Source organism: Rhizobium leucaenae USDA 9039 (genome assembly GCF_000426285.1).
Lineage (GTDB): Bacteria > Pseudomonadota > Alphaproteobacteria > Rhizobiales > Rhizobiaceae > Rhizobium > Rhizobium leucaenae.
This window is the reverse complement of record NZ_AUFB01000008.1, coordinates 254758-276595: the sequence shown is the minus strand read 5'-3', so window position 1 is coordinate 276595 and position 21838 is coordinate 254758. Positions and strand designations below refer to the sequence as shown.

The 21838-nt window shown below is 58.5% G+C and carries 16 protein-coding genes and 2 pseudogenes; 11 read left to right on the top strand and 7 right to left on the bottom strand.

Going from position 1 to position 21838, the window contains the following annotated elements; all coding sequences use genetic code 11:
* Both K290_RS0115175 and K290_RS0115170 read right to left on the bottom strand, forming a co-directional pair.
* The coding region (locus tag K290_RS0115175) for a recombinase family protein (RefSeq protein WP_028752706.1) at positions 1-1285 on the bottom strand (1285 nt) is incomplete at its 3' end.
* A complete protein-coding gene (locus K290_RS0115170; RefSeq protein WP_028752705.1) occupies positions 1278-1457 on the bottom strand; it encodes a hypothetical protein in 180 nt (59 codons plus the stop codon). The genes K290_RS0115170 and K290_RS0115175, both read right to left, overlap by 8 nt.
* Before the next feature lie 318 nt (positions 1458-1775).
* Between K290_RS0115170 and K290_RS34375 the strand changes: the two genes are divergently transcribed.
* Positions 1776-2948, top strand: coding sequence for an HlyD family secretion protein (locus K290_RS34375; RefSeq protein ID WP_051264094.1), 1173 nt, complete (start codon positions 1776-1778; stop codon positions 2946-2948).
* On the top strand, positions 2930-4924 hold the full coding sequence (locus K290_RS0115160; RefSeq protein ID WP_028752704.1) for a glycosyltransferase: 1995 nt from the start codon (positions 2930-2932) through the stop codon (positions 4922-4924). The genes K290_RS34375 and K290_RS0115160 overlap by 19 nt, the downstream gene beginning before the upstream one ends.
* A 63-nt stretch (positions 4925-4987) precedes the next feature.
* Here K290_RS0115160 and K290_RS34370 read toward each other — a convergent pair whose 3' ends face one another.
* Positions 4988-5251, bottom strand: a complete 264-nt coding sequence (locus tag K290_RS34370) for a hypothetical protein (protein WP_037135462.1) — start codon at positions 5249-5251, stop codon at positions 4988-4990.
* Between the two features lie 368 nt (positions 5252-5619).
* Positions 5620-6249 carry a TetR/AcrR family transcriptional regulator gene (locus K290_RS0115150; protein ID WP_028752703.1) on the bottom strand — a complete coding sequence of 210 codons (630 nt, stop codon included), beginning with the start codon at positions 6247-6249 and terminating at the stop codon, positions 5620-5622.
* Between the two features lie 130 nt (positions 6250-6379).
* Here K290_RS0115150 and K290_RS0115145 point away from each other — a divergent pair, with 130 nt between their 5' ends.
* The 4 genes and pseudogenes from K290_RS0115145 to K290_RS36250 form a co-directional block, all read left to right on the top strand.
* Positions 6380-7456, top strand: a complete 1077-nt coding sequence (locus K290_RS0115145; RefSeq protein WP_037135460.1) for an efflux RND transporter periplasmic adaptor subunit — start codon at positions 6380-6382, stop codon at positions 7454-7456.
* Positions 7453-8538, top strand: coding sequence for an efflux RND transporter periplasmic adaptor subunit (locus K290_RS0115140; protein WP_028752701.1), 1086 nt, complete (start codon positions 7453-7455; stop codon positions 8536-8538). Before K290_RS0115145 ends, K290_RS0115140 begins: the two co-directional genes overlap by 4 nt.
* Positions 8535-11594 carry an efflux RND transporter permease subunit gene (locus K290_RS0115135; protein ID WP_028752700.1) on the top strand — a complete coding sequence of 1020 codons (3060 nt, stop codon included), beginning with the start codon at positions 8535-8537 and terminating at the stop codon, positions 11592-11594. The genes K290_RS0115140 and K290_RS0115135 overlap by 4 nt, the downstream gene beginning before the upstream one ends.
* A 65-nt stretch (positions 11595-11659) precedes the next feature.
* Positions 11660-12649, top strand: a pseudogene (locus tag K290_RS36250) (adenylate/guanylate cyclase domain-containing protein); the annotation flags it as partial.
* A gap of 218 nt (positions 12650-12867) precedes the next feature.
* Here the strand turns inward: K290_RS36250 and K290_RS0115120 are convergent.
* Entirely contained in the window at positions 12868-13845 is a 978-nt protein-coding gene (locus K290_RS0115120) for a L,D-transpeptidase family protein (RefSeq protein ID WP_028752698.1), read from the bottom strand.
* Between the two features lie 215 nt (positions 13846-14060).
* On the opposite strand from K290_RS0115120, the pseudogene K290_RS34365 reads away from it, so the two are divergent.
* The 3 genes and pseudogenes from K290_RS34365 (at position 14061) to K290_RS38945 (ending at position 16982) form a co-directional block, all read left to right on the top strand.
* Positions 14061-15914: pseudogene (locus K290_RS34365) on the top strand (ABC transporter ATP-binding protein).
* A 150-nt stretch (positions 15915-16064) separates the two neighbouring features.
* A complete protein-coding gene (locus tag K290_RS0115110) occupies positions 16065-16538 on the top strand; it encodes a VOC family protein (protein ID WP_028752697.1) in 474 nt (157 codons plus the stop codon).
* 177 nt (positions 16539-16715) lie between these two features.
* Positions 16716-16982 (top strand): GCG_CRPN prefix-to-repeats domain-containing protein, encoded by a 267-nt coding sequence (locus tag K290_RS38945; protein ID WP_081670325.1) that lies wholly within the window; start codon positions 16716-16718, stop codon positions 16980-16982.
* A gap of 167 nt (positions 16983-17149) precedes the next feature.
* Here K290_RS38945 and K290_RS0115105 read toward each other — a convergent pair whose 3' ends face one another.
* Positions 17150-18433 (bottom strand): cystathionine gamma-synthase family protein, encoded by a 1284-nt coding sequence (locus K290_RS0115105; protein ID WP_028752696.1) that lies wholly within the window; start codon positions 18431-18433, stop codon positions 17150-17152.
* 254 nt (positions 18434-18687) lie between these two features.
* Between K290_RS0115105 and K290_RS0115100 the strand changes: the two genes are divergently transcribed.
* Positions 18688-19575, top strand: a complete 888-nt coding sequence (locus K290_RS0115100) for an MBL fold metallo-hydrolase (RefSeq protein WP_037135458.1) — start codon at positions 18688-18690, stop codon at positions 19573-19575.
* A 158-nt stretch (positions 19576-19733) separates the two neighbouring features.
* Positions 19734-20753 (top strand): LacI family DNA-binding transcriptional regulator, encoded by a 1020-nt coding sequence (locus K290_RS0115095; RefSeq protein ID WP_028752694.1) that lies wholly within the window; start codon positions 19734-19736, stop codon positions 20751-20753.
* Positions 20754-20780: 27 nt separating this feature from the next.
* Here K290_RS0115095 and K290_RS0115090 read toward each other — a convergent pair whose 3' ends face one another.
* A complete protein-coding gene (locus tag K290_RS0115090) occupies positions 20781-21791 on the bottom strand; it encodes a zinc-dependent alcohol dehydrogenase family protein (protein ID WP_028752693.1) in 1011 nt (336 codons plus the stop codon).
* Positions 21792-21838: the final 47 nt, after the last annotated feature.

Genomic DNA, 21838 nt, shown 5'->3' with positions numbered 1-21838 from the left:
CTAAAGAGGCATCATAACGGGCTTGCTGAAGTTCCAGCTCGATCATCCGCTGTTGCTCTGCCTGACCTTCCATGTACGTCCTCTCCGCCGTAAGCGCCGCTTCGACCGCCATGGGCTCGACGGCACGGATGAGCTCAGAAGCGATCACTCTATCGGTACGTTGCCCCGCAAAACTCATACAGCGCGTCGAGTTGTAGACATCCGCGCCGAAGCATTGGTAGATGGGGTAAGGATAGCGCCCTCTATACCCAACCTTCAAGCGGCGTCCGCATCGACCGCAAGCCATTAATCCAATCAGTAAGGATCGCCCACCTCTACCGGACTTCGGCCCACCCCGACGGCCGAAATCGTTGAGGGAAAGCTGCTTCTGGTTGCGTTCGTACTCGGACCAATCGATGTAGCCCTCATGGTGGCCCTTTAGAAGAATCTCGCAATCGCTGAGGGCGCGAGGATGTTTATAGGTTTTGTGGGCGCGTCCGTCGATGATCTCAGTGCGTTTCTCAGTCTTCCCGTAGGCATAGGCTCCCGCATAAAATGGGTTCTTCAAAACCGAGATGACGTTACGATAGCGGATCGGCGTCCAATCAAACGACACTGACCGCTTACCGTCGGATGGGCGGGGGAAGTGAACTCGCTCCGCGCTGAGAGCGCGGTAGACCTGGCGACCACTTCCCTGTTGGCGAAAGCGCTCGAATATTTGACGAATGGCTTCTTGAACCCGAAGGTCAGGATCAAAACCGAGGCCAACTTCCCGGTGCCAGATGTAGCCGATTGGCACCGGAATACGCAGTTCGCCGCGACGCGCCTTGGATCGAGCCGCATCGAGCATCCTTGATCGCAAGATACCAAGTTCAAACTCGCTGATGCTGCCCTTCATTCCCAGAAGCAGCCTATCGTTCGGGCGGCAAGGGTTGTACACGCCTTCAAGATCAATGACCCTTGCCTCAACCAGCCCGCAGAGCTCAAGTAAATGATGCCAGTCACGCCCATTGCGAGCCAAACGCGACGCATCCAGGCAGAGAACGGCGCCCACATTGCCGGCACATAGCCCAGCGACGAGTTTATCAAATCCTGGGCGAGCGACCGTTCCGCTAGCAGAACGGCCAAGGTCATCGTCGATAACTTCAACGTCTCGGAATCCGCGCCGGCGGGCCTCATCGACCAGCTCATACTGCCGCCGCTGGCTCTCAAGGTTGTTTTGGACCTGGGCTTGCGTCGATTGGCGAACATAAACCACGGCTTTGCGCTTCAATATCGAAGGCGGCAAAATATCGACGTCAGTCATTGCCGCTCTCCACCGTTATCGCGCCGGCGGCCTCCATGAGAAGCCGCGCCAACCTTACGGTGACCGCGCTTCGTTCGATGGCCTTGATCCCCTTCAGCTCCGGCGGGTCCAACAAGATGCAGAGCTGGCGCGGCCGGCGGGGCGTTAACATCAGGTCGAATGACTTCCTCATGACGGTCCTCCTGGACGACGGTGCTGTCGTCTGAAGAACTTCGCCTGAGTCTATGCCCTTCAAGCAAGCGACATAGATCTGCGAGACCCTCAATGTTTACGTGGGGCTCCCCGATCTGCATGACCGCACAAATTATCGGATCGAAGATCCAAGCCGGCAAGCAAAGCGCCACCCCAGGCGCCACTTCGGCGACGATCGTCTCCATACCTCGCCGCGTCTCATCATAAAACCGCCGCACACGACGCCCGTAAAGCGCGTGCCAGCGATAATGGACTACAAGCTCTTGCTCGATATGGGCAGAATGTCCGCCCGACCGCTATCGTCGTCTCCTTACCGGCGATTACCGGCTTTACGAGCCGTGACGGCACCGTCAATGCCCGCTTCGCTATCGTCAACGCCCCCATCGACGGCGTGATTGCGGGAGAGCCCGCCAAAGTCGGAGTTCCCGTTAAAGAGGGCCAGACGCTTGCGGAAATCAGCAATCCGCGCGTCAACAGGGCAATCCTTGCGTCTCTCGAGGCGGATCGCAACACAGCGCGCGACCGCGTCGTGGCGCTGAAGGCGGAGCGAGACGCGCTGACCGCTCTTCGCGAGCAGCTATCCAAACGCTTGGATATTTTCCGAGAAGCCACAATTTCCAATCTGGAACGCGAAGTGGAGATTCTGAAAAAGAAGGTCCAAGTTTCGCAAGCTCAGGATCTTGCCGCCCAGGTCGACCTGAGCCGCCGGATGGACCTGGAGTCAAAAGGCATTCTCACGCAGCGCATGGTCGATGCCGCTCGAGCCGCAGGAGCCGCGACTGGCGGCGAGGTCGAAATCAGCAATTTGACTGTCGATCAGTTGGAACAACGGCTCACTGCGCTTCGCCAGGGCATTTTCGCGTTCGGCGACGGACAAAACGACGTGCCTTATTCGCGGCAACGCCAGGACGAGGTCATCGTCCGGATCGGTGACTTGAACTCGCGCATAGCGGAAAATCAGACACGAGCTGCCGAAGTTGAAAAACAATTGATCGTAGAACGGAGTCGCGTCGACACCCTTGAATCCGCAACCGCGACAGCGCCATTCGACGGTGTGGTTTGGAGCAGGACGATCGTCAACGGCTCGAATGTCGTGCTCAACAGCGAGCTGATGCGTCTCCTCGACTGCCGGGAAATGTTTGTCGATATTCTCGTTCCCGAGGTCGACTATGACGAGATTTATCCTGGGCTTTCTGCGCAGGTGCGGCTGTTCGGGCGCAGCGACGTCTTCAATGGCACGGTAGCGTCTGTAAAAGGCAGCTCAGCGGCGGTCGAAAGCGATTCCTTTGCGGCCAGTCTACCGGCTTCGTCCCAACGCAATGCCCGCATTCGGGTTCGCCTGGAGCCATCCTTCATGAACGACGATTTTGCGAACTTTTGCCAGGTCGGTCGAACGGTCCAGGTACGATTTCCCAAACACGGTATTGGCTTGTCGAATTGGGTTAAAAGCCTGTGGTTCAGTATCTTCTAGCGCTGGCGCCGACCTTTGTCGTTTTCGCCCTTTTTCTGCTGGGGCCCTTCAATTGGTCGCGTCACCATACTTGGACACGGGCAATTACCTGCGCCTTTGTCGGAGCGATCGCGTTACGCTATATGCTTTGGCGGCTGACCGAAACCGTTCTTCCCTACCCCTATGACGGCGTCAATTTTTATTGGGTATGGTTTGTCTTCATCATCGAGATCTTGGCATTTACTGAGGTCGTGCTTTTCCTTGTGCTGATGAGCCGCTACGTCGATCGGAGCGCGGAAGCTGACAAACTGGCGCGGGCCTTCTTTGCACGCGACGAGCAAGAACTGCCGACGGTGGATATCTTCATTCCAACCTACAACGAGCCGCTCGACGTGCTTGAAAGAACCATCGTCGGTGCGTTGTCGCTCGATTACCCCTCCGACAAGCTGAAGGTATATGTCCTCGACGACAAGCGCCGCGATTGGCTCAAGAGTTTCTGCGAGGAAAAGAACGCAATTCACGTCACGCGCGGCGATAATGCGCACGCCAAAGCCGGCAACATGAACAACGGGCTGAAGGTCAGCTCAGGAGACTTCATTGCCGTCTTCGACGCGGATTTCGTGCCCTATCGACATTTTCTGCGCCGGACGCTGCCGTTCTTTTCCGATGAAAGCATTGGCATCGTCCAGACGCCACAACATTTTTTCAATGCCGATCCGGTGCAGTCGAACCTGGGTCTGGAGAAAATCTGGCCGGACGAGCAGCGTTTGTTTTTTGACGAGATCGCTCCCAGCAGAGACGTGTGGGACGTCAGTTTTTGTTGTGGCTCGTGCTCGATCGCCCGCCGCAAGGCTGTCGACGCGATTGGTGGCTTTCCGACGGAATCCATCACCGAGGATTTGCTGACAACGCTGTCCATGCTCAACATGGGCTACAAGACGCGTTATTTGAACGAGCGCTTGTCAATGGGATTGGCCGCCGAGAATCTCACCGGCTATTTCGTGCAGCGCGAACGGTGGTGTCAGGGCGGTATTCAGACGTTGTTTCTGCATAACGGCCCGCTGCGCGGTCCGGGTTTGTCGCTGTTTCAGCGAATCATGTTCCTGCCGGCATCGTGGCTGGTGCAATATCTGGTCCGTTTCATGATATTGATCGTCCCGATCGTCTATCTGTGGTTCGGGCTGCTGCCGCTATATTTCACCGATATTTCCGATTACGTCTCCTATCAACTGCCGCTGCTGACGGCCTATTTCCTGCTCATGCTCTGGATAACGCCGACGCGTTACCTGCCGATAATTTCAAGCGCGGTCGGTACATTTGCGACGTTCCGAATGCTGCCGACTGTTGTGTCCAGCCTTATTCGGCCGTTCGGCAAGCCGTTCAGGGTGACGCCGAAGGGCAGCGGCAACGAGGCGAACCAGTTCGACAAATATACTTTTACCTGCATCTCAAGCCTGATCGCGATCACCGTCGTCGGCCTGTTGATCAATATCGTGCCGGAGACAACCCATGTTCAAGGCCAGTTTTCGCCGATCGCTGCCCTATGGGCCGGCATCAATGTCATCGTTTTGGGTATAGCGTCTCTGATCTGCTTTGAAAAACCCCGACGGTTGTTTGATGCGTTCAAACTTGATGAGACCGCCAAGGTGGACGATATCCCTGGCCAGGTCGTCAGTCTGGCGCTGGACAAGGCAGTTGTCGCAGTGCCCACCGAAGCCCGTTTTCAGTCCAGCCTGGTTGCGTTGAAGCTTGATGACTTCGCGCCGTTCAAAGCAGAACTCAAACAGGTCACCCAACGGCGAAGCAGCATAGCCCGTGGGGGCGACAGGCAAGCTTATTATCTTCACCTGCATTTCGATCTCAGCAAGTCTGATCGCGACAAAATGATCGTGAAGCTCTACACCGGTCAATATTCGCAGGACATCCGCGACATCGACAAGGTCGCCGTCTCAATCAATCTGCTGCTGCGGTCATTCGGGCGAACGCGCACGTTATAGCCGACACTCGAACCTCAAGAGAGAGCCGATAGGACGTGGCGGCAAATGGCCAGCCTCTCACCATCAATGACTGAAATCGCGGTCGACTTCGTACATCCAATGGCGCAGATGGTCGAGCAGTAGCGCCACATCATATCGCCATTCCAAAGCCAACAGCTTCAAGTCCATGGAACCTGATTGGAGCCGCAGGTCCAGCGCTTGCCTGAGCTGAGCAAGCTCGTCAGCCGTTGGCGAATGTTGTAGTGAGTGCCTCAGCTTGCGCCCACGGGAAAGGCGCTTGGCAAACAATTCCAGATCCTCATTCAATTTCGTAGTCGTCTCGGTCATTACGTCATCCTCCGACCTTTAAAATATGTCGTAATACGATATATTTCAATCCACCTCGACGCGGTAATTTGGGGAGGATCAGCAAGCCATCGGAACTATACGGGTTCGCCTTAAGGAGAATACTCCCATATCGGGACAGCGCCTGCTGCGAGCACGCGACGGAACGGGACGCTTAGGTGCTGTTCTGAAAAGGCACGAGGACGCCTCAATCTCTCGCATCACTGAGTATTAGGACCAGCATCTTGGCCACGTTTTATTCAAATCGTGGCTGGAAAGACGTAGGCAGCCCCGCTCCAGCATCCTGGCATGGGCGATATCACGCAAGATCGTTGCCTAGCGCGCCAACCTTCTTTTCCAGCTTGGCCAACTCAGTCCTTAGCGATCAATCCGTGGAGAATGACATCCATATGCGCTTCGAAAAATGCGTCGACGTCCTGGGGTATGCGATCCGCGAAAATCATCTTCGATACGCATAGCGTCACGGCCGCTCCTATCACGGTATCGGGGATCTTGATTGCCGGCGCATCTCGCAGTTCGCCGGCGGCGACCCCGTCTTCAAAAAGCTTTTGTGTCGCATCCATAAGCGGGACGATGAATTCTTCATGATGGCGATCCACGACCTGAGGAAATCGTGACCCCTCGGCGATTACGAAGCGCAGGAGTTCCCGCGTATTCCGGTCCAGTACGATGCGATCGTAGGCCATGCGGAGAAAGGCCCTGATCCTCTCAGAGTAGGGTCCGGTCAGTGTCTTGGCGTAGGCGCTGACATCGGAGAACGAAACAGAGATCCTGCGAAGCATTTCCTCGAACAGTCGCTCCTTCGTGTCGAAATAGAAATAGATCGTCCCCTTCGTAACGCCGACGCGACTGGCTATGTCCTCGACGCGTGTCGCCACGTAGCCCCGCTCGACGAATTCCTCGAAGGCCGCATCAAGGATCTCGTTGGGACGTTGCGCTTTCCGCTGCGCTCGCAAACCCACCTGTTTTCCTGCTGACATCTTACGTCCTCCCTGGCTCGGGATACTTCGCCACAATCGCTTCCATAGTCATCAATTATTTCATTGACTAATCAGTCAGTCAATAATATTTGGCTGGGCACGAACATGAATCCGCGACCGAGGGGATGAAATGGGTAAATGGGCAATCATCATGGGGTTGGCGCTGACGCTCGCGCTCGCTTCATGCGATCAGAACAAGAAGCAGGTCACGCAGGTGCCGCAGAGCGTCAGAACCGTTGAGGCAGCGCTCAGCAAGCCCACGGCAAAGACGACCGTCACCGGCGAAGTGAAGGCCCGGATTGAATCGGAGCTTTCATTCCGCGTCAGTGGTCGGATCATCGAGCGAAACGTCGATGTCGGAGCGAAGGTCAAAGCGGGCGACCTGCTGGCTAAGATAGATCCGCAAGAACAGCAGGCGGACGTTGATGTGGCGACGGCAAGCCTTCAGGCAGCCGAAGCACAGTTGACGCAGGCACAGCTAGCGGATGCACGCCAGGAAAGCCTCTTCAAGAATCAAGTCACCACCCGTGCCGCCTACGATGCCGCCCGGGAGACGCTTCTAACCGCCCAGGGGACAGAGGAAGCAGCCAAGGCTCAGCTTGAAACCGCTAAGGATGCCCTTTCCTACACCGAGCTTCGCGCCGACGCGGACGGGATCATCACGGAACGCAACGCCGAGGTCGGCCAGGTAGCACAGGCGGCGCAGTCGGTATTCACGCTCGCCCACGATGGTCCGCGCGATGCCGTCTTCAATGTCTTCGAGTCCCTGTTTCTCAAAGAGCAGCCCGACAGGCAGGTCGAAGTTGCCCTGATTTCCAATGCCTCCAAGCGGGTATCGGCGACAGTGCGAGAAATATCGCCGACGATCGACGCCGCAACCGGCACGATAAGGGTCAAGGTCGGGCTGGAAGATGGCGCCGGCATGCCGCTCGGAGCGGCTGTCACCGGAACATTCAGCATGCCCACGGCAGAAGCAATCATCCTTCCATGGGGCGCCATGGCATCGGCGGGTGGGCAGCCCGCGGTCTGGGTCGTTGACCCAGCCACGAGCGAAGTCTCCCTACGAAAAGTTCAGGTCGCGGAATATGACACCGGGCAGTTCGCGGTCAGCGCCGGGCTCAAGCCACATGAAATCGTGGTCGCCGAAGGCGGCAAATTCCTGCGCCCCGGCCAGCACGTCGACCATTCCCAAGAGGCCGCTAAATGAGAAACTTCCTGATAGCAGCATCGCTGCTGCTGGCGACGTCGATGCTGACCTCCTGCGACGCGAAGCCCGCCGAATCCGAACAGAAAATACGGCCGGTTCTATCGACGATCATCAAGCCAGAGCCCGTCATCAGCCTAAAGCTGCCTGGCACGATCGAACCAAGAATCGAAACGGAACTGGGCTTTCGAGTCCTAGGCAGAGTGGTCGCGCGTGACGTCAATGTCGGCGATCTCGTCACAAAGGGACAGGTGGTCGCGGCGATCGATCCCCTTTCACTTGAGCTTGCCGTCCGCAGCGCCCGCGCCGACCTTTCAAACAGCCAGGCGCAATTGACCAATGCTTCGACATCGGAAGACCGCCAGCGCGCGCTTGCCGAATCCCGATCGGGCAGCGAAGCCGCTCTCGAAAGTGCCGAGCAGGCACAGAAGTCAGCCGCCGCCTCTGTCGCCAAGGCGCAAGCCAATCTGGCGAAGGCGGAAGAACAGCTCGGCTATGCTCAGTTGAAGGCGGAGTTCGATGGCGTCGTCACCGCGACATCAGCGGAGATCGGACAAGTCGTTTCGGCGGGGCAGACTGTGCTGACCGTTGCGCGTCCGGACGTCCGCGAAGCGGTCATCGACATTCCGGAAGCGAGCCTCGACGGCCTGAAGCCGGGTTCGCCGTTCGAGATCGCTCTGCAGCTTGATCCGACCATAAGGGTCACCGGCATCGTGCGCGAAATTGCGCCTGAAGCCGAGGCGACCACGCGGACGAGGCGAACCAAGATAACGCTGACCAACCCTCCGGATGCTTTCCGCCTGGGCTCGATCATCACGGCAAGCGCTGTCGTCGACAGCGCGCCGACCATCTCTCTCCCGTCTACCGCCATTCTCGACAAAGACGGCCAGCCGTGTGTCTGGGTGATCGACCCTGAGAAAGCGACGGTATTCCGCAAGCCAGTAACCCTGGATCGCTCCTTCAGCGATCCGGACCGGGTGCGAATCCTCGGCGGCCTCAAGATCGGCGATCGCGTTGCGACAGCCGGCGTTCATCACCTGACCGAAGGCCAGAAGGTCAAACTCACACAGGAGAACCAACTTTGAAGACCTTCAATCTCTCCGACTGGGCACTCGAACACCGTTCGATGATCTGGTACTTCATGATCGTCTTCATTCTCGCCGGCGTGTTTTCCTATATGGGACTCGGCCGCGAAGAAGACCCCTCCTTCACCATCAAGACCATGGTCATCCAGGCGCAATGGCCGGGCGCTTCCGCTGAGGAAGTCACCAAGCAGGTGACCGATCGCATCGAGAAGAAGCTTGAAGAGCTCGAATCCCTCGACTACACCCGCAGTGTCACCACAGCGGGGCAGACGACCATTTTTGTCGAACTGCTTCCGACGACAAAAGCCAAGAATGTGGAGAGCACCTGGGTCCGCGTCCGCAACATGGTCGCGGACATTAAGGGCGATTTTCCGTCAGGGGTGGTAGGGCCGTTCTTCAACGACCGCTTCGGCGACGTCTATGGAAATATCTTCGCCTTCACGAGCGACGGCCTCTCGCAAAGGCAGCTTCGCGATCTCGTAGAAGATGCGCGCGCCCGAATTCTCACCGTTCCGAACGTCGGCAAGGTCGATATCATCGGTGCGCAGAACGAGGCGGTCTATCTCGAATTCTCCACCCGTAAGATCGCAGCGCTCGGCATCGATCGCCAGTCCATCATCTCGACGCTGCAGGCACAAAACGCCGTTACCCAATCCGGCTTCGTGGAGGCCGGACCCGAGCGCATCGCGCTTCGCGTCGGCGGCCAGTTCGCTTCGGAGGATAGCCTGCGAGCGATCAATCTCCGCGTCAACGACCGCTTCTTTCCGCTGACCGATGTCGCGACGATCAAGCGCGGCTATGTCGATCCGCCGTCGGCGCTTTTCCGCTTCAACGGCCAGCCGGCCATCGGCGTGGCGATCGGCATGAAGCAGGGCGCCAATCTGCTGGAGTTCGGCAAAGCCCTGGATAAGAAGGTCGACGAGATCGTCGGCGTTTTGCCGGTGGGTGTCGACGTTCATCAGGTTTCCGATCAGCCGGCCGTCGTCGATGAGGCTGTTTCCGGCTTTACCCGCGCGCTTTTCGAAGCAATCGCCATCGTGCTTGCAATCAGCTTCATCAGTCTCGGGCTGAGGGCAGGCCTGGTTGTTGCGATCTCCATTCCGCTCGTCCTTGCCATTACATTCCTGGTGATGACCTATGCGGGCATTTCGCTGCAGCGCATCTCGCTCGGCGCCCTGATCATCGCCCTCGGCCTGTTGGTCGACGACGCCATGATTGCCGTCGAGATGATGGTGGCACGGCTGGAGGTCGGCGACGACCTGCGCAAGGCGGCGACCTACGTTTACACCTCGACGGCCTTCCCCATGCTGACCGGCACGCTTGTCACCGTTGCGGGCTTCATTCCGATCGGCCTCAACGACAGTGCCGCCGGCGAGTTCACCTTCACGCTCTTCGTCGTGATCGCCGTATCGCTGGTCGTTTCCTGGATCGTCGCGGTTCTCTTCACCCCGCTGTTAGGGGTGACGATCCTGCCCAAAACCATGAAGAAGCATCACGAGAAGAAGGGCTGGTTCGCTTCGCTGTTCTCGGGAACTCTCGCGGTCGCGATGCGCTTCCGTTGGGCGACCATCGCTCTGACCATCCTTGCTTTTGGATTTTCCATCTTCGGCATGGGCTATGTGCAGCAGCAGTTCTTCCCGTCCTCGGACCGTCCGGAACTGATCGTCGACTGGAACCTGCCGCACAACAGCTCGATCACCGAAACGAACCGCCAGATGGCTCAGTTCGAACGGGAAATGCTGGCCAACAATCCGAGCGTTGATCACTGGTCCAGCTATGTCGGCCAGGGTGCGCCCCGTTTCATCCTCTCCTTCGATGTGCAGACGCCTGACGTGACTTTCGGCCAGACCGTCATCGTGACGAAGGGGCTGGATGTGCGCGACAAGGTGCGGGCGGCGCTTCAGGATTACCTCAAGAAGACCTTCCCCGGAACGGATGCATTCGTGAAACTGCTGGATATCGGTCCGCCGGTCGGCAAGCCTGTTCAATACAGGATCAGCGGTCCGGACATTCAAAAGGTCCGCAGCATCGCGCAGGACTTTGCGGGCATCATGGGTGAAAACCCATTGCTCAACGGCATCAACTTCGACTGGAACGAGCCCGCCCGCGTCATCAAGGTCGACGTTCTGCAGGACAAGGCGCGCCAGCTCGGCGTCTCGTCCGAAGACATCGCCACTGCGCTCAACGGCATTGTCGAAGGATCAAGCAGCACCCAAATCCGCGATGACATCTACCTGATCGATGTGATCGGACGGGCCCAGACGTCGGAACGCGGCTCCATCGAAACGCTGCAGAACCTGCAATTGCCGGCCTCGAACGGAAAGGCAGTTCCTCTGTCGGCCGTAGCGACCTTCCGCTACGAGCTGGAGCAGCCGACCATCTGGCGCCGTTCACGCACCCCGACGATCACGATCAAGGCAGGCGTGACAGGCGACGTCCAGCCCGCGACCGTCGTCCAGCAACTCGACGCAAAGGTCGAGCAATTCAGGAAGACTCTGCCGGTCGGCTACTCGGTCATCGTCGGCGGTGCGGTCGAGGAAAGTGCCAAGGCACAGGGACCGATCGCCGCTGTCGCTCCCATGATGATTTTCGTCATGGCGACGATCCTCATGATCCAGTTGCAGAGCTTCAGCCGGCTGTTCCTTGTCTTTGCGGTCGCCCCCACGGCTCTCATCGGCGTCGTTGCCGCGCTGCTGATGAGCAATGCACCGCTCGGTTTCGTGGCGATATTGGGCGTGCTGGCGCTGATCGGCATCCTGATCCGAAACTCGGTCATTCTCGTCGTCCAGATCGAGGATCTCAGACGATCGGGGGTTGGCGCCTGGCATGCCGTGATCGAGGCAACCGAACACCGCATGCGGCCGATCATGCTGACGGCTGCCGCCGCCACCCTGGCCTTGATCCCCATTTCCCGCGAGGTGTTCTGGGGACCGATGGCCTACGCCATGATGGGCGGCATCGTGGTCGGTACGGTCCTGACGCTGCTGTTCCTGCCCGCCCTCTACGTGACGTGGTTCCGGATACCGAGAGAAACCGCAAAAGAAAAATCGGCATAAGCGAAGCATAGGATCTGCGCCGGTCTATTCGGCCGGCGCAGATCCGTGTCTAGGCAGGTCTACTTATGAGGCTCAACATTCAAGACCACGCCGATTGGCTGATCCAACAGGGTATGGCCTGCAACGATATTGCGCAGCTTGTCGCCGGACTTTGTCGGCGGCTGATCGCAGACGGATTGCCGATATGGCAGGCGAGCATCGCAATGCCGTCAATTCATCCCGTTTACCGCGGAGTCATGGCAAGCTTTACGAGAGGTGCGGAGACCGTCACCGAGAATGATGAATATGGGAGCTCCAGCGAGGAGAGCTTTGCCCGCACAACGGTCTTTCATCTTTTGGAAAATGATCTGCTCTTCGGCAGGTGGCAAATCTCGCGGGGAGAAGGTGTCGAGCTATATCCTGACCTGGCTGAGCTGCTGCAAAAAGGCGGCACCGATCATGTCGTCAATCTCGTAGCCTTTCCCACCGAAGTTGCTCTGCGCGGCATGGCCTTCTCGGTGACCACCGATTGTCTCACCGGGTTCTCCGATCTGCATCTTGAAACGCTAAAGGCATTGCTGCCAAGCCTAGGGCTCACCTGTTACCGCATGGCCGCGTCCAAGACGGCGACGGACATGCTGGCAGTCTATACCGGCGCAAGAACCAGCGTGCACATTCTGGGTGGCGAGACGCAAAGGGGCGCAGGCGGCGCGCTTCACGCGGCAATCCTTATGGCCGACCTCAGCAACTTCACCGCCCGGACGGAATCGCATTCGCGTGAAGAGATCGTCGCCATGCTCAACCAGCGCTTCGAACTGGTCGGCCAAAATGTCGAGGAACACAATGGCGAGATACTGAAGTTCATGGGAGATAGCATCCTTGCAATGTTCCCCGCCGATATCGAAAGCCCCAACGAGGCGTGCCGGAATGCCATTGCGTCCGCCCGGCACATTCTTTCCGCAAACGCAGCCCTGAACAATGACCGTCTCCGCCGATCCGGTCCGCCCGTCGACATCGATGTGGTACTGCATCTCGGCGAAGTTTTTTACGGCAATATCGGCGCACGCGGACGACTGGACTTCACGGTGATTGGGCCAGCGGCCAACGAGACATCGAGGCTCGAAAAACTCTGCGATGAACTGCAGGAGCTCTCCTGCTTTCCGAAAGCTTCGCGTCGGCCTGCGGCCTTGCATGCGAGCGATTGGGAGACTTCAAACTGCGCGGGGTTTCAAAACCTGCGAGAGTGTTCAAGCTCGCCTGAAGCATCCCGCCGCGATGAGCATAGGAATTGCGTTCAATTATTGAAGTGGACGACGACGCTAGGCTTGACCATGCCAGCCAGTTCCTCAGCGTCCCAGTTGGTAAGGCGCACGCAGCCGTGCGACTGCCCCTTGTCGATGAGTTCCGGATCGGGCGTTCCATGAATTCCATAGGTGGGCTTGTCCAGATCGATCCACACGCTTCCGACAGGCCCATTCGGCCCCTTCGGTATAGTCAGAATCTTGTTGTTCTTGCCCTGCTTGAAGTTGAGTTTCGGATTGTAACGATAGACCGGCATCCTTGCGACGCCTTTCACCTTGTGAGTCCCTGACGGAGAAGGATTGTCCTCGCTGCCGATCGTCGCCGGATAGACCGCGAGCAGCGCGCCGCTTTCATCATAGGCAAGAACCTGACTGGTCTTCTTGTTGATCTCGATGCGCTTGGCATGACCCTCCTTCGGCGGACCGGGTGCTACGACCAAAACCGTCTTGCCAGGAGCAAAGTCCGAGCCCGGATTGAGCTTGTTCAGCAGGCCAATAGCCATATGGAACCGTTCCGACAGCCGCTCCGCCACGCTGGTATATCCCATGCTCTTCATTTTCGCTTTTTCACCGTAATCGTCCGGAATGTGGTCGACGAGTCCGGTGGCATCCTCTGGCGTGACAAGGTAAGTCTGGGTGATCGGAGCATCAGTCTCGAGGCGGGCGATGACGTCGGGATCGAGCTTTCCATCGACGGCGAGATGATTCATTGCCTCGAACCCCGCTATGGCCTTGCTGACATTGTCTCCATAGAAACCGTCGATCACGCCGGGAGAGGCGCCTGCTCGGTCGAGCAGCACCTGAAGCCGGATGATCGCGGGATCCGGCTCTTTGGACGTCTTGGCCGTATGCTTCGGCGCGACAGTTGTAAGGGACGCTGTGTTGATCGTCTCAGGACCGAACTCTTGCGCGGCTGCACCGCCGAATGCGGGCATGAGCGTGAGAATTGCGATCACAGCATAGATTTTCATGGAACATCAAATGGTCAAAAGAGGATCTTGTTCCAACCGCGCGCCCTAACATGTTTTGAAGGCCTCGGTTGCGGTGATCTCCGGGTGGCGCAGGAAGCCTCCCGTTACTTATACCTATCAAAATTTCTAATTGAGATTGCAGCCGGAAGATGGTCCTATGCGGTCCACGTAGCTGACTGCCCTCGCCCTCCTTCCGATTTTTGACCGAGCGGCCCATGTCGATTTCAGATGCGATCTACCATCCCTTCGAGAAGCTGATTCGGCCGCTCGATATCCCCTACCGGCCACTGCCTTCCAGTGGGCCTATGGCCGTGCTTTTGCACTTCATTTCGATGTTCCGCGGCGTTCTCTTCGCTTTGGCGCTCTCCTCCATGGCGGTCGAGACCATCAATCTGACGATCGTCTGGGGACTTTCGGTTATCGTTGATGGCGTGACGCAAAAGGGTGCCGTCGCGTTCCTGCATGGTGAATGGCCGTTGCTTGCTGTCCTCGGCCTGCTCATCTTTCCGGCCATGCCCGTTGCCTCATTCCTTTTGAACACGCTCACCTCGCATACCCTCACTGTCGGCATGCCTGCCGCTATCCAATGGCAGGGTCACAAAGCGGTGGAGCGGCAGGATCTCGCCTTTTTCCATGACCTTTTTGCCGGACAGGTCGCCTCGCGCCTGTCGCAGGTGGCATCCGCAGTCCAGCAGCAGATCATTGCCGCCTTCCAATCGGTGCCACGCTTCCTTTTGCAAATGGTCGGCTCAATGATCCTGCTGAGTGCCCTGTCCTGGCAGCTCGCACTGCCGGTCCTGGTATGGATCGTGCTCAACATTGCCCTTGCCGTCCGATTGGTACCAACCTTCGCGGAACGCTCGCGTCGCTCCGCCAAGCAGCGCAGCCTCGTTTCCGGCGCCATTACCGATCTCTACAGCAATATGCAGATGATCAAACAGTTCGCGGCCGAAGACAGTGAGGCGGGCGCCATCCGCCGCATCATTCAAAAGGCGGTCTGGACGCAACATAGGTAACAGCGCATCTACCGAACAGCGGAACTGACCGTCGTGGCGCTCAACATGGCGCTCTGGCTGGCTATGATTTCCATAGGTTTTTCGGGCCTCGTCAAAGGCTTTCTGACAGTCGGGCAGTTCGTCGCGTCGGTCTACATCCTCCAGCGACTGTCCGGGCACACCTTTACCTTTTTGCAGATGGGCCAGCAGATCTTCCAGGCGATAGGCACCATCAAGGACGCCATGCCGGTGATGACGACGCCACCCACCATAATCGATCGAGCAGACGGGGCCGACCTGAAGGTCAGCGGCGGAGAAATCCGTTTCGAAGGTGTGCGCTTCGCCTACAAGTCCGGCAAGCAGGTGATCAATGAGCTGTCGCTGACGGTCCGGCCCGGCGAAAAGGTTGGCTTGGTCGGCCTTTCAGGCGCCGGCAAGACGACCCTGGTCAGCCTGCTATTGCGCTTTTACGACATAGGGGACGGCGCGATCTTGATCGACGGGCAGAACATCCGCACGGTCACGCAGGCGAGCCTTCGCCGCAATATAGGGGTCATCGCGCAGGACGTCGCGTTGCTGCATCGTTCGGTCGGGGACAATATCCGGTACGGCCGGCCGGAGGCGACGGAGGACGAGATCGAACAGGCGGCGATGATGGCAAGTGCCGATGCCTTCATTGCCGATCTTGCGGACGGTGAAGGCCGCAAAGGCTATGACGCCTTCGTGGGCGACCGCGGCATCAAGCTTTCCGGTGGGCAGCGCCAGCGCGTCGCCATTGCGCGCGTTCTGTTGAAGAGTGCGCCGATCCTGGTGCTGGACGAGGCGACCTCTTCCCTCGACAGCGAATTCGAAGCCGCTATCCAGGAAAAGCTCGACCTTGTGATGGAGAGAAAGACAGTGATTGCCATCGCACACCGCCTTTCAACCATCGCCAGGATGGACAGGATCGTCGTGCTCGATCAAGGGAGCATCATAGAAGAAGGCAGGCCCGATGAACTGATCGAACAGGATGGGCTATTTGCCCGCCTGTGGAAACGCCAGACCGGTGGCTTTATTCCTGACGAAATCAATTAGCCCTGTCGGAATCATCGACGATCCGATGCCACAGCGACTGACTTTGGAAAGGCCGGAGACCTCGATCATTTTGCCGTTTGAGCTGGAGAAAGACGGCTTGCCTCATATTTCAGCAGGGAATGGAAAATGAAGAGCGAAGGGAGTTATGCAATGGCAAAGAACACGATCTGCCTGTGGTACGACAAAGACGCGGAGGCTGCCGCCCGCTTTTATGCGGAGACTTTTCCCGACAGTGCGGTCGGCGCCATCATTCCTGCACCAGGAAACTATCCGGCCGGCCAGCAGGGGGACGTCCTGGTTGTTGAATTCACCGTTGCAGGCATCCCTTGCATTGGCCTGAACGGCGGTTCCGGGATCACGCACAACGAGGCCTTCTCATTTCAGATCGCAACGGACACTCAGGAAGAAACCGATCGCTACTGGAACGCCATTGTCGGCAATGGCGGCCAGGAAAGCGCCTGTGGCTGGTGCAAAGACAAATGGGGCGTGTCGTGGCAGATCACACCGCGCGTATTGATGGAAGCGGTCGCCGCGGGCGGTGATCAGGCAAAGCGTGCTTTCGATGCGATGATGACCATGAAGAAGATTGACGTTGCGGTAATCGAAGCGGCGCGGCGCGGCTGAGCACCAGCAGATAGGGGAGATATAGTGCCAGAGCGTCCGCTTTTTACCAAACAGCAGACGCACCCGTACGGCATTCGAAAAAAATTTCGGCGTGCGCGACACAAATGGTAGGATTCGGCGTTAAGGTGTGCATCCCGGATGCAAGGTGCGTTTCGGATGAGATCAGAGGAGGACTTGATGAAAAAGCTGCTTATCATAGCCCTGACTTCCTTAGGGGCGTTGACCACAATCGTTTCGACTGCTGACGCAGCTCAAGGATGCGGTGCCGGATTTCACCGCGGTCCCTACGGCGCCTGCCGTCCGAACGTTGCACGCGGCGGCACGGTGGTTGTGGTGCCGGGAGGTCCGAGAGTCGGTGTTTATTATCATGGACGCGGCTACTGGGATGGCCGCCGGTATTGGGTGCATCGTGAGCGGTACCATCGTGGTTGGCGCTACTACTGATCGCAGCTCTGCTGGGCCGGTTAATCGACCGGCCCAGCTTCCAAGTGGGGATAGCACAGGCTGGAGTGCCCCAAATCAGCCGACATGATCACGGCACCTTTACCGCGCTTCCGGTCGGCGCGGATACGTTTACGATCCTTTTGGAGTTCCCGCGCCGGAGCTTGGCATTACGCTTCGTCGAGCGCCTGACCGAGATCGGCGATGAGATCGTCAGGATGCTCGATGCCGATTGAAAGACGGATTGTCGATTCCAGGACTCCGATGCGCTGACGTACTTCGGCCGGCACGCCCGAATGCGTCATCGTCGCAGGATGGGAGGCCAGCGATTCCGTCCCGCCGAGGCTGACGGCGAGTTTGAAGACCTGCAATGCGTTCAGAAACCTGAACGAGGCAGGTTGGCCCCCTTTGATATCGAAGGAGAAGGTCGAGCCGGCGCCGCTGCATTGGGCTGCGAACGTGCGGCCTGTGGCCGAGTTCGCATCAGCATAGGACAAGTAGTGAATGTGTTCGACCTTTGCATGGTTGCGCAGGAAGTCCGCCACGGCCGTTGCATTGCTGTTTGCGCGCTCCATGCGGATCTGCAGCGTCTCCAAAGATCGCCCGAGCATCCAGCATGAATGCGGATCGAGCTGGGTGCCGATCGAGCCTCTAAGTGCCTTTACTTGGGCAACAATCGCTTTTTTGCCGAGCACGGCGCCCGCGATCAGATCGGAATGGCCGCCGACATACTTCGTCAGCGAGTACAGCGATATGTCCGCACCGTGTTCGATCGGCCGCTGGAAAACGGGGCCAAGAAGCGTGTTGTCGCACACGAAGATCGGCCGGTGCCCCTGCTTCTCGCCGATCGCATCCGCTATACGTCTGATCATCGCGATATCGACCAGAGTGTTGGTCGGATTGGCGGGCGTCTCGATGAGAATGATGGAAACGCGTCCCTTGGCCATCGCTTCCTCCGCGACGGCCCAGACAGAAGCTTCGTCGATACCGTCAGCGAATCCGGCGGCTGAGACGCCAAGATTGAGAAACGTCTTGGCAAGCAAGGTTTCCGTGCCGCCATAGAGCGGCTGGGAGTGGAGAATGGCATCACCGGGGCGGACGAATGTCAGCAGGGTTGTGGCGATGGCCGACATGCCGGAAGAGAACACGGCGCCACTTTCCGTGCCCTCATAAACTGCGAGACGATCCTCGACGATTTCGCTGTTCGGATGATTGAAGCGCGAGTAGACGAGACCGGCGCCTCTTCCCTCCGGCGGCACCTTCCGACCTGAGACGTAATCGAAGAAGTCGCGGCCATCCTCGGCCGACTTGAAGACGAAGGTCGATGTGAGAAAGACGGGCGGCTTCACGGCCCCTTCGGAGAGTTCGGGATCATAGCCGTAGTTGAGCATCTGGGTTTCGGGATGCAGGATCTGGTTTCCCACGCGGGTTTTCGACGGGTGCGGCGCAGTCATGGGGCGTCTCCTTGATCAGGGTCACGGGCTCGGATCGTGGACCAAGACAATCCGGGCGAGCAGTGATTCATATTTGGAGCGGCGACGCGCAGTGAAAAGGTGAGCGCTTCTACGCCAAGAGGATGACGCAGCGAGGATAGGAGGCGAATGTCCCGGTCTGTTTTGCGGTCTTGCTGAACACCGATTTTTGACATGCCCGAACCGCAGAGATTCGAGTAGGATGGGCTGGCATTCTCGCTCAAAAAGGAACTGGTATGACGGATCGGAAAATTTCAGCAAAGTTGCTGGCGGCGGCTATTCTGGTGGTCGCGAACCAAGGACTTGCTTTTGCACAGATGCCGCCCCAACAGCCGGATGCGAAAGCCTTCAAACTGGGCAAGCTCGACATTGTCGCCCTGCACGACGCCCAGTTTGTCCAACCCAATGACGGCAAGATTTTTGGTCTTGATCATAGCCCGACCGAAGTCGCGGATTTGCTTAAGGCGGCGGGCGCACCGACCGATACGGTCACCCTTAGCGTCGACGCCCTGCTGGTGAAGTCGGACCAGCACCTCATCCTGATCGATACCGGTGTTGGCGGCGCACTTCAGGACAGTCTCGCAAAGGCTGGTTACCGCACCGATGCGGTCGATGAAATCCTGATCACCCATTCTCACCCTGATCACGTTGGTGGGCTGGTTTCGAACGGAAAGCTCGCTTTTCCAAATGCCACGATTCGCATGTCGGAAACGGAGTGGTCCTATGCCAAGACAAACAAACAGCAGGCCGACTTGATCAAGGTCATTTCCGGCCATATCAAGACGTTCAAACCTGGCGGTGAGGTCGTTCCCGGTATCACCTCGGTGGCCATGAGCGGTCACACTCCCGGCCATGTCGGCTACCAGATCACCTCGGGAGAAGAGAAGCTGTTCGACGTCGGCGACACCGTTCACAGCTCCATCATTTCGCTTGCCAAGCCGGATTGGGCGCTATCCTTCGACGGCGATAAGCCCGAAGCCGAGCAGAACCGCGTGAAAACGCTGAACGCGCTCGCCAAGAGCCATGAGAGAATTTTCGCGCCGCACTTTCCGTTCCCGGGCGTGGGGTATGTCGCGGCAGAAGGCGATCACTTCAAATGGGTTCCGGACGACAAGTCCGAATAGCTCGGGAATATAACCGGATCGGTGGCAGAAAGGTCTTTGATTGCCTCGTCTTGCGCTTGATGCAGGACCCTGCCGATGGTTAAGTCGATGAGGACGTGGGGTGAATTTCGGCAGCTCGTCTCATGACCGTTCGAAGACCCGGGAAAGAATGCGAGCACGTGACGACCAGCATCAGACATATCGCCAAACTCGCGGGAACGTCGGTATCGTCGGTATCGCGCGTGCTCAACAACAGCGGCTATGCCTCGCCCGAACTCAGGGACCGCGTGGAAGCGGCCATTCGGGCGCTGAATTACACGCCGAGCAAAGGCGCACGCATGCTGCGGGGTGCGCCGAGCCGGATGATCGGACTGATGCTGCCCTCGATCGACGTGCCCTTCTTCGGGATTCTCGCCCATGCCATCGAACAGGAATTGTTCCAGCGGGGCTACCAGACGCTGATCTGCAGCACGGCGGAGAACATGGATCACGAGGTGCGCTACATGTCCATGCTGCTTGCTCAGCGCGTCGATGGCGTCATCGTGGCCAGCGCCTTTGGCAGCATCGAGCACTTCGAGATCCTGCGGGAGGCCCATATATCTATCGTCGGGATCGACCGCGAACTGAGCGGCATCGCCGATGACGCGGTCATGGCCGATCATGAAGAAGGTGGACGCCTGATGGCGCGTCACCTGATCAGCCTCGGCCACCGGTCGATCGCCATCGTCGGCGCACCGGCCCATAGCCAGCCCGTTCAGCTTCGCCTGCGGGGTATTTCGGCGGAAATGGCAAAACAAGGGGTCGCGCCCGCCGCCGTGACAATGGCCGAGGAGCACAGCTTCGCCGCGACCTATCCGCTGGCGCATGATCTACTCGCGGCGCATCCCGAGATCACGGCGATTATCGGCACGAGCGATATTTCAGCAATTGCGGCAATCCATGCGATCCAGGATCGCGGTTTTTCCGTTCCAGGCGATTATTCGGTGATCGGTTTCGACGATCTGCCGGAGGCAGCCTATGTCTTTCCTCGGCTGACGACGATCGCACAGCCGATCCGCGATGTCGGGCAGCGGGCGGCGCAGCGACTAGAAGCGCTGATCGCGGAACAGCACACGGGGCAGGAATCGCGACCGGGCGCCGTCGTGAAAGTGCCGGTCACCCTCATTCACAGGGACTCGACGGGACCCGTCCGCGGCTGAAGCGGAGCAGGTCGTGGTAACCATCGGCTAGGGTCGGATGATGACCTTGATCTCACCAGGCAATGGCGCGCTGCCCACGACCTCCGCGACCTCTTCGAGACCGATGGTCTTGGTTACCAGCATATCCAGCTCCAGCGCCCCGCTCGCGACCAAAGCCGCAGCCCGCGAATGGGTGAACGGATTGAGATAGGCCGGCCTTATATCCACTTCGTTGACGAGCAGATCGAAGGGCAGGACAGGCACCTCGACACCTCTAGGCGTCACTCCGAAAAGCACGAAGTTGCCGCCGCGCCGCGTCATTTGCAGACCGGTCTGCAAGGTCTCGGGAACACCGGCGCACTCGATCACGACATCCGCGCCACCATGGGTGATGTCTCGAACAGCCGCGATGGCGTCCGAAGCGGTCGGGTCGAACGCATGCGTCGCGCCCAAGCGCAGCGCAGTCTGCCGCCTCGAGAGCTGCCGCGTAATCAAAATCACCTGGCTTGCGCCAGCCAGGCGGGCCAATTGCACCATGAGTAGACCAATGACGCCCCCTCCGAGTATTGCGACGCTCTCGCCAGCACGGATCTCGGCCTTGTCGATGGCATGAAGGCAGCAGGCAAGCGGCTCACTGAAGGCACCATGCACGGGATTGAGATCGGCCGGCAGCGTGAATGCCTGCCGGCACGGCACCGCCACATATTCGGCAAAACCGCCGTCTCGCGTCACGCCGATCGCGGTCAAACCCTCGCACAAGTTCACCCGCCCGCGCGTGCAGGCATGGCAGCGGCCACAGGCGATATTGGGGTCTACGGTCACGAGCTCACCGCCGGTAAAGCCTGTGACCTCCTCGCCGACCACTTCCACGATGCCACAGAATTCATGGCCCATCGTGACCGGAATCGCCGTCGGATACTCGCCCTTGTACATGTGGCGATCGGAGCCGCAGATGCCGGCGGCAAGGACCCGGACAAGCAATTCGCCCGGCCGCGCAACCGGTTTCTCGACGCTGCGCATGGTCATGGACGCGATCGACTCCAAGCGGACAGCTTTCATTCCTCTCCTCCTCGCTAACGCTTTCATATGGCAGGCCTGGGAAGGTC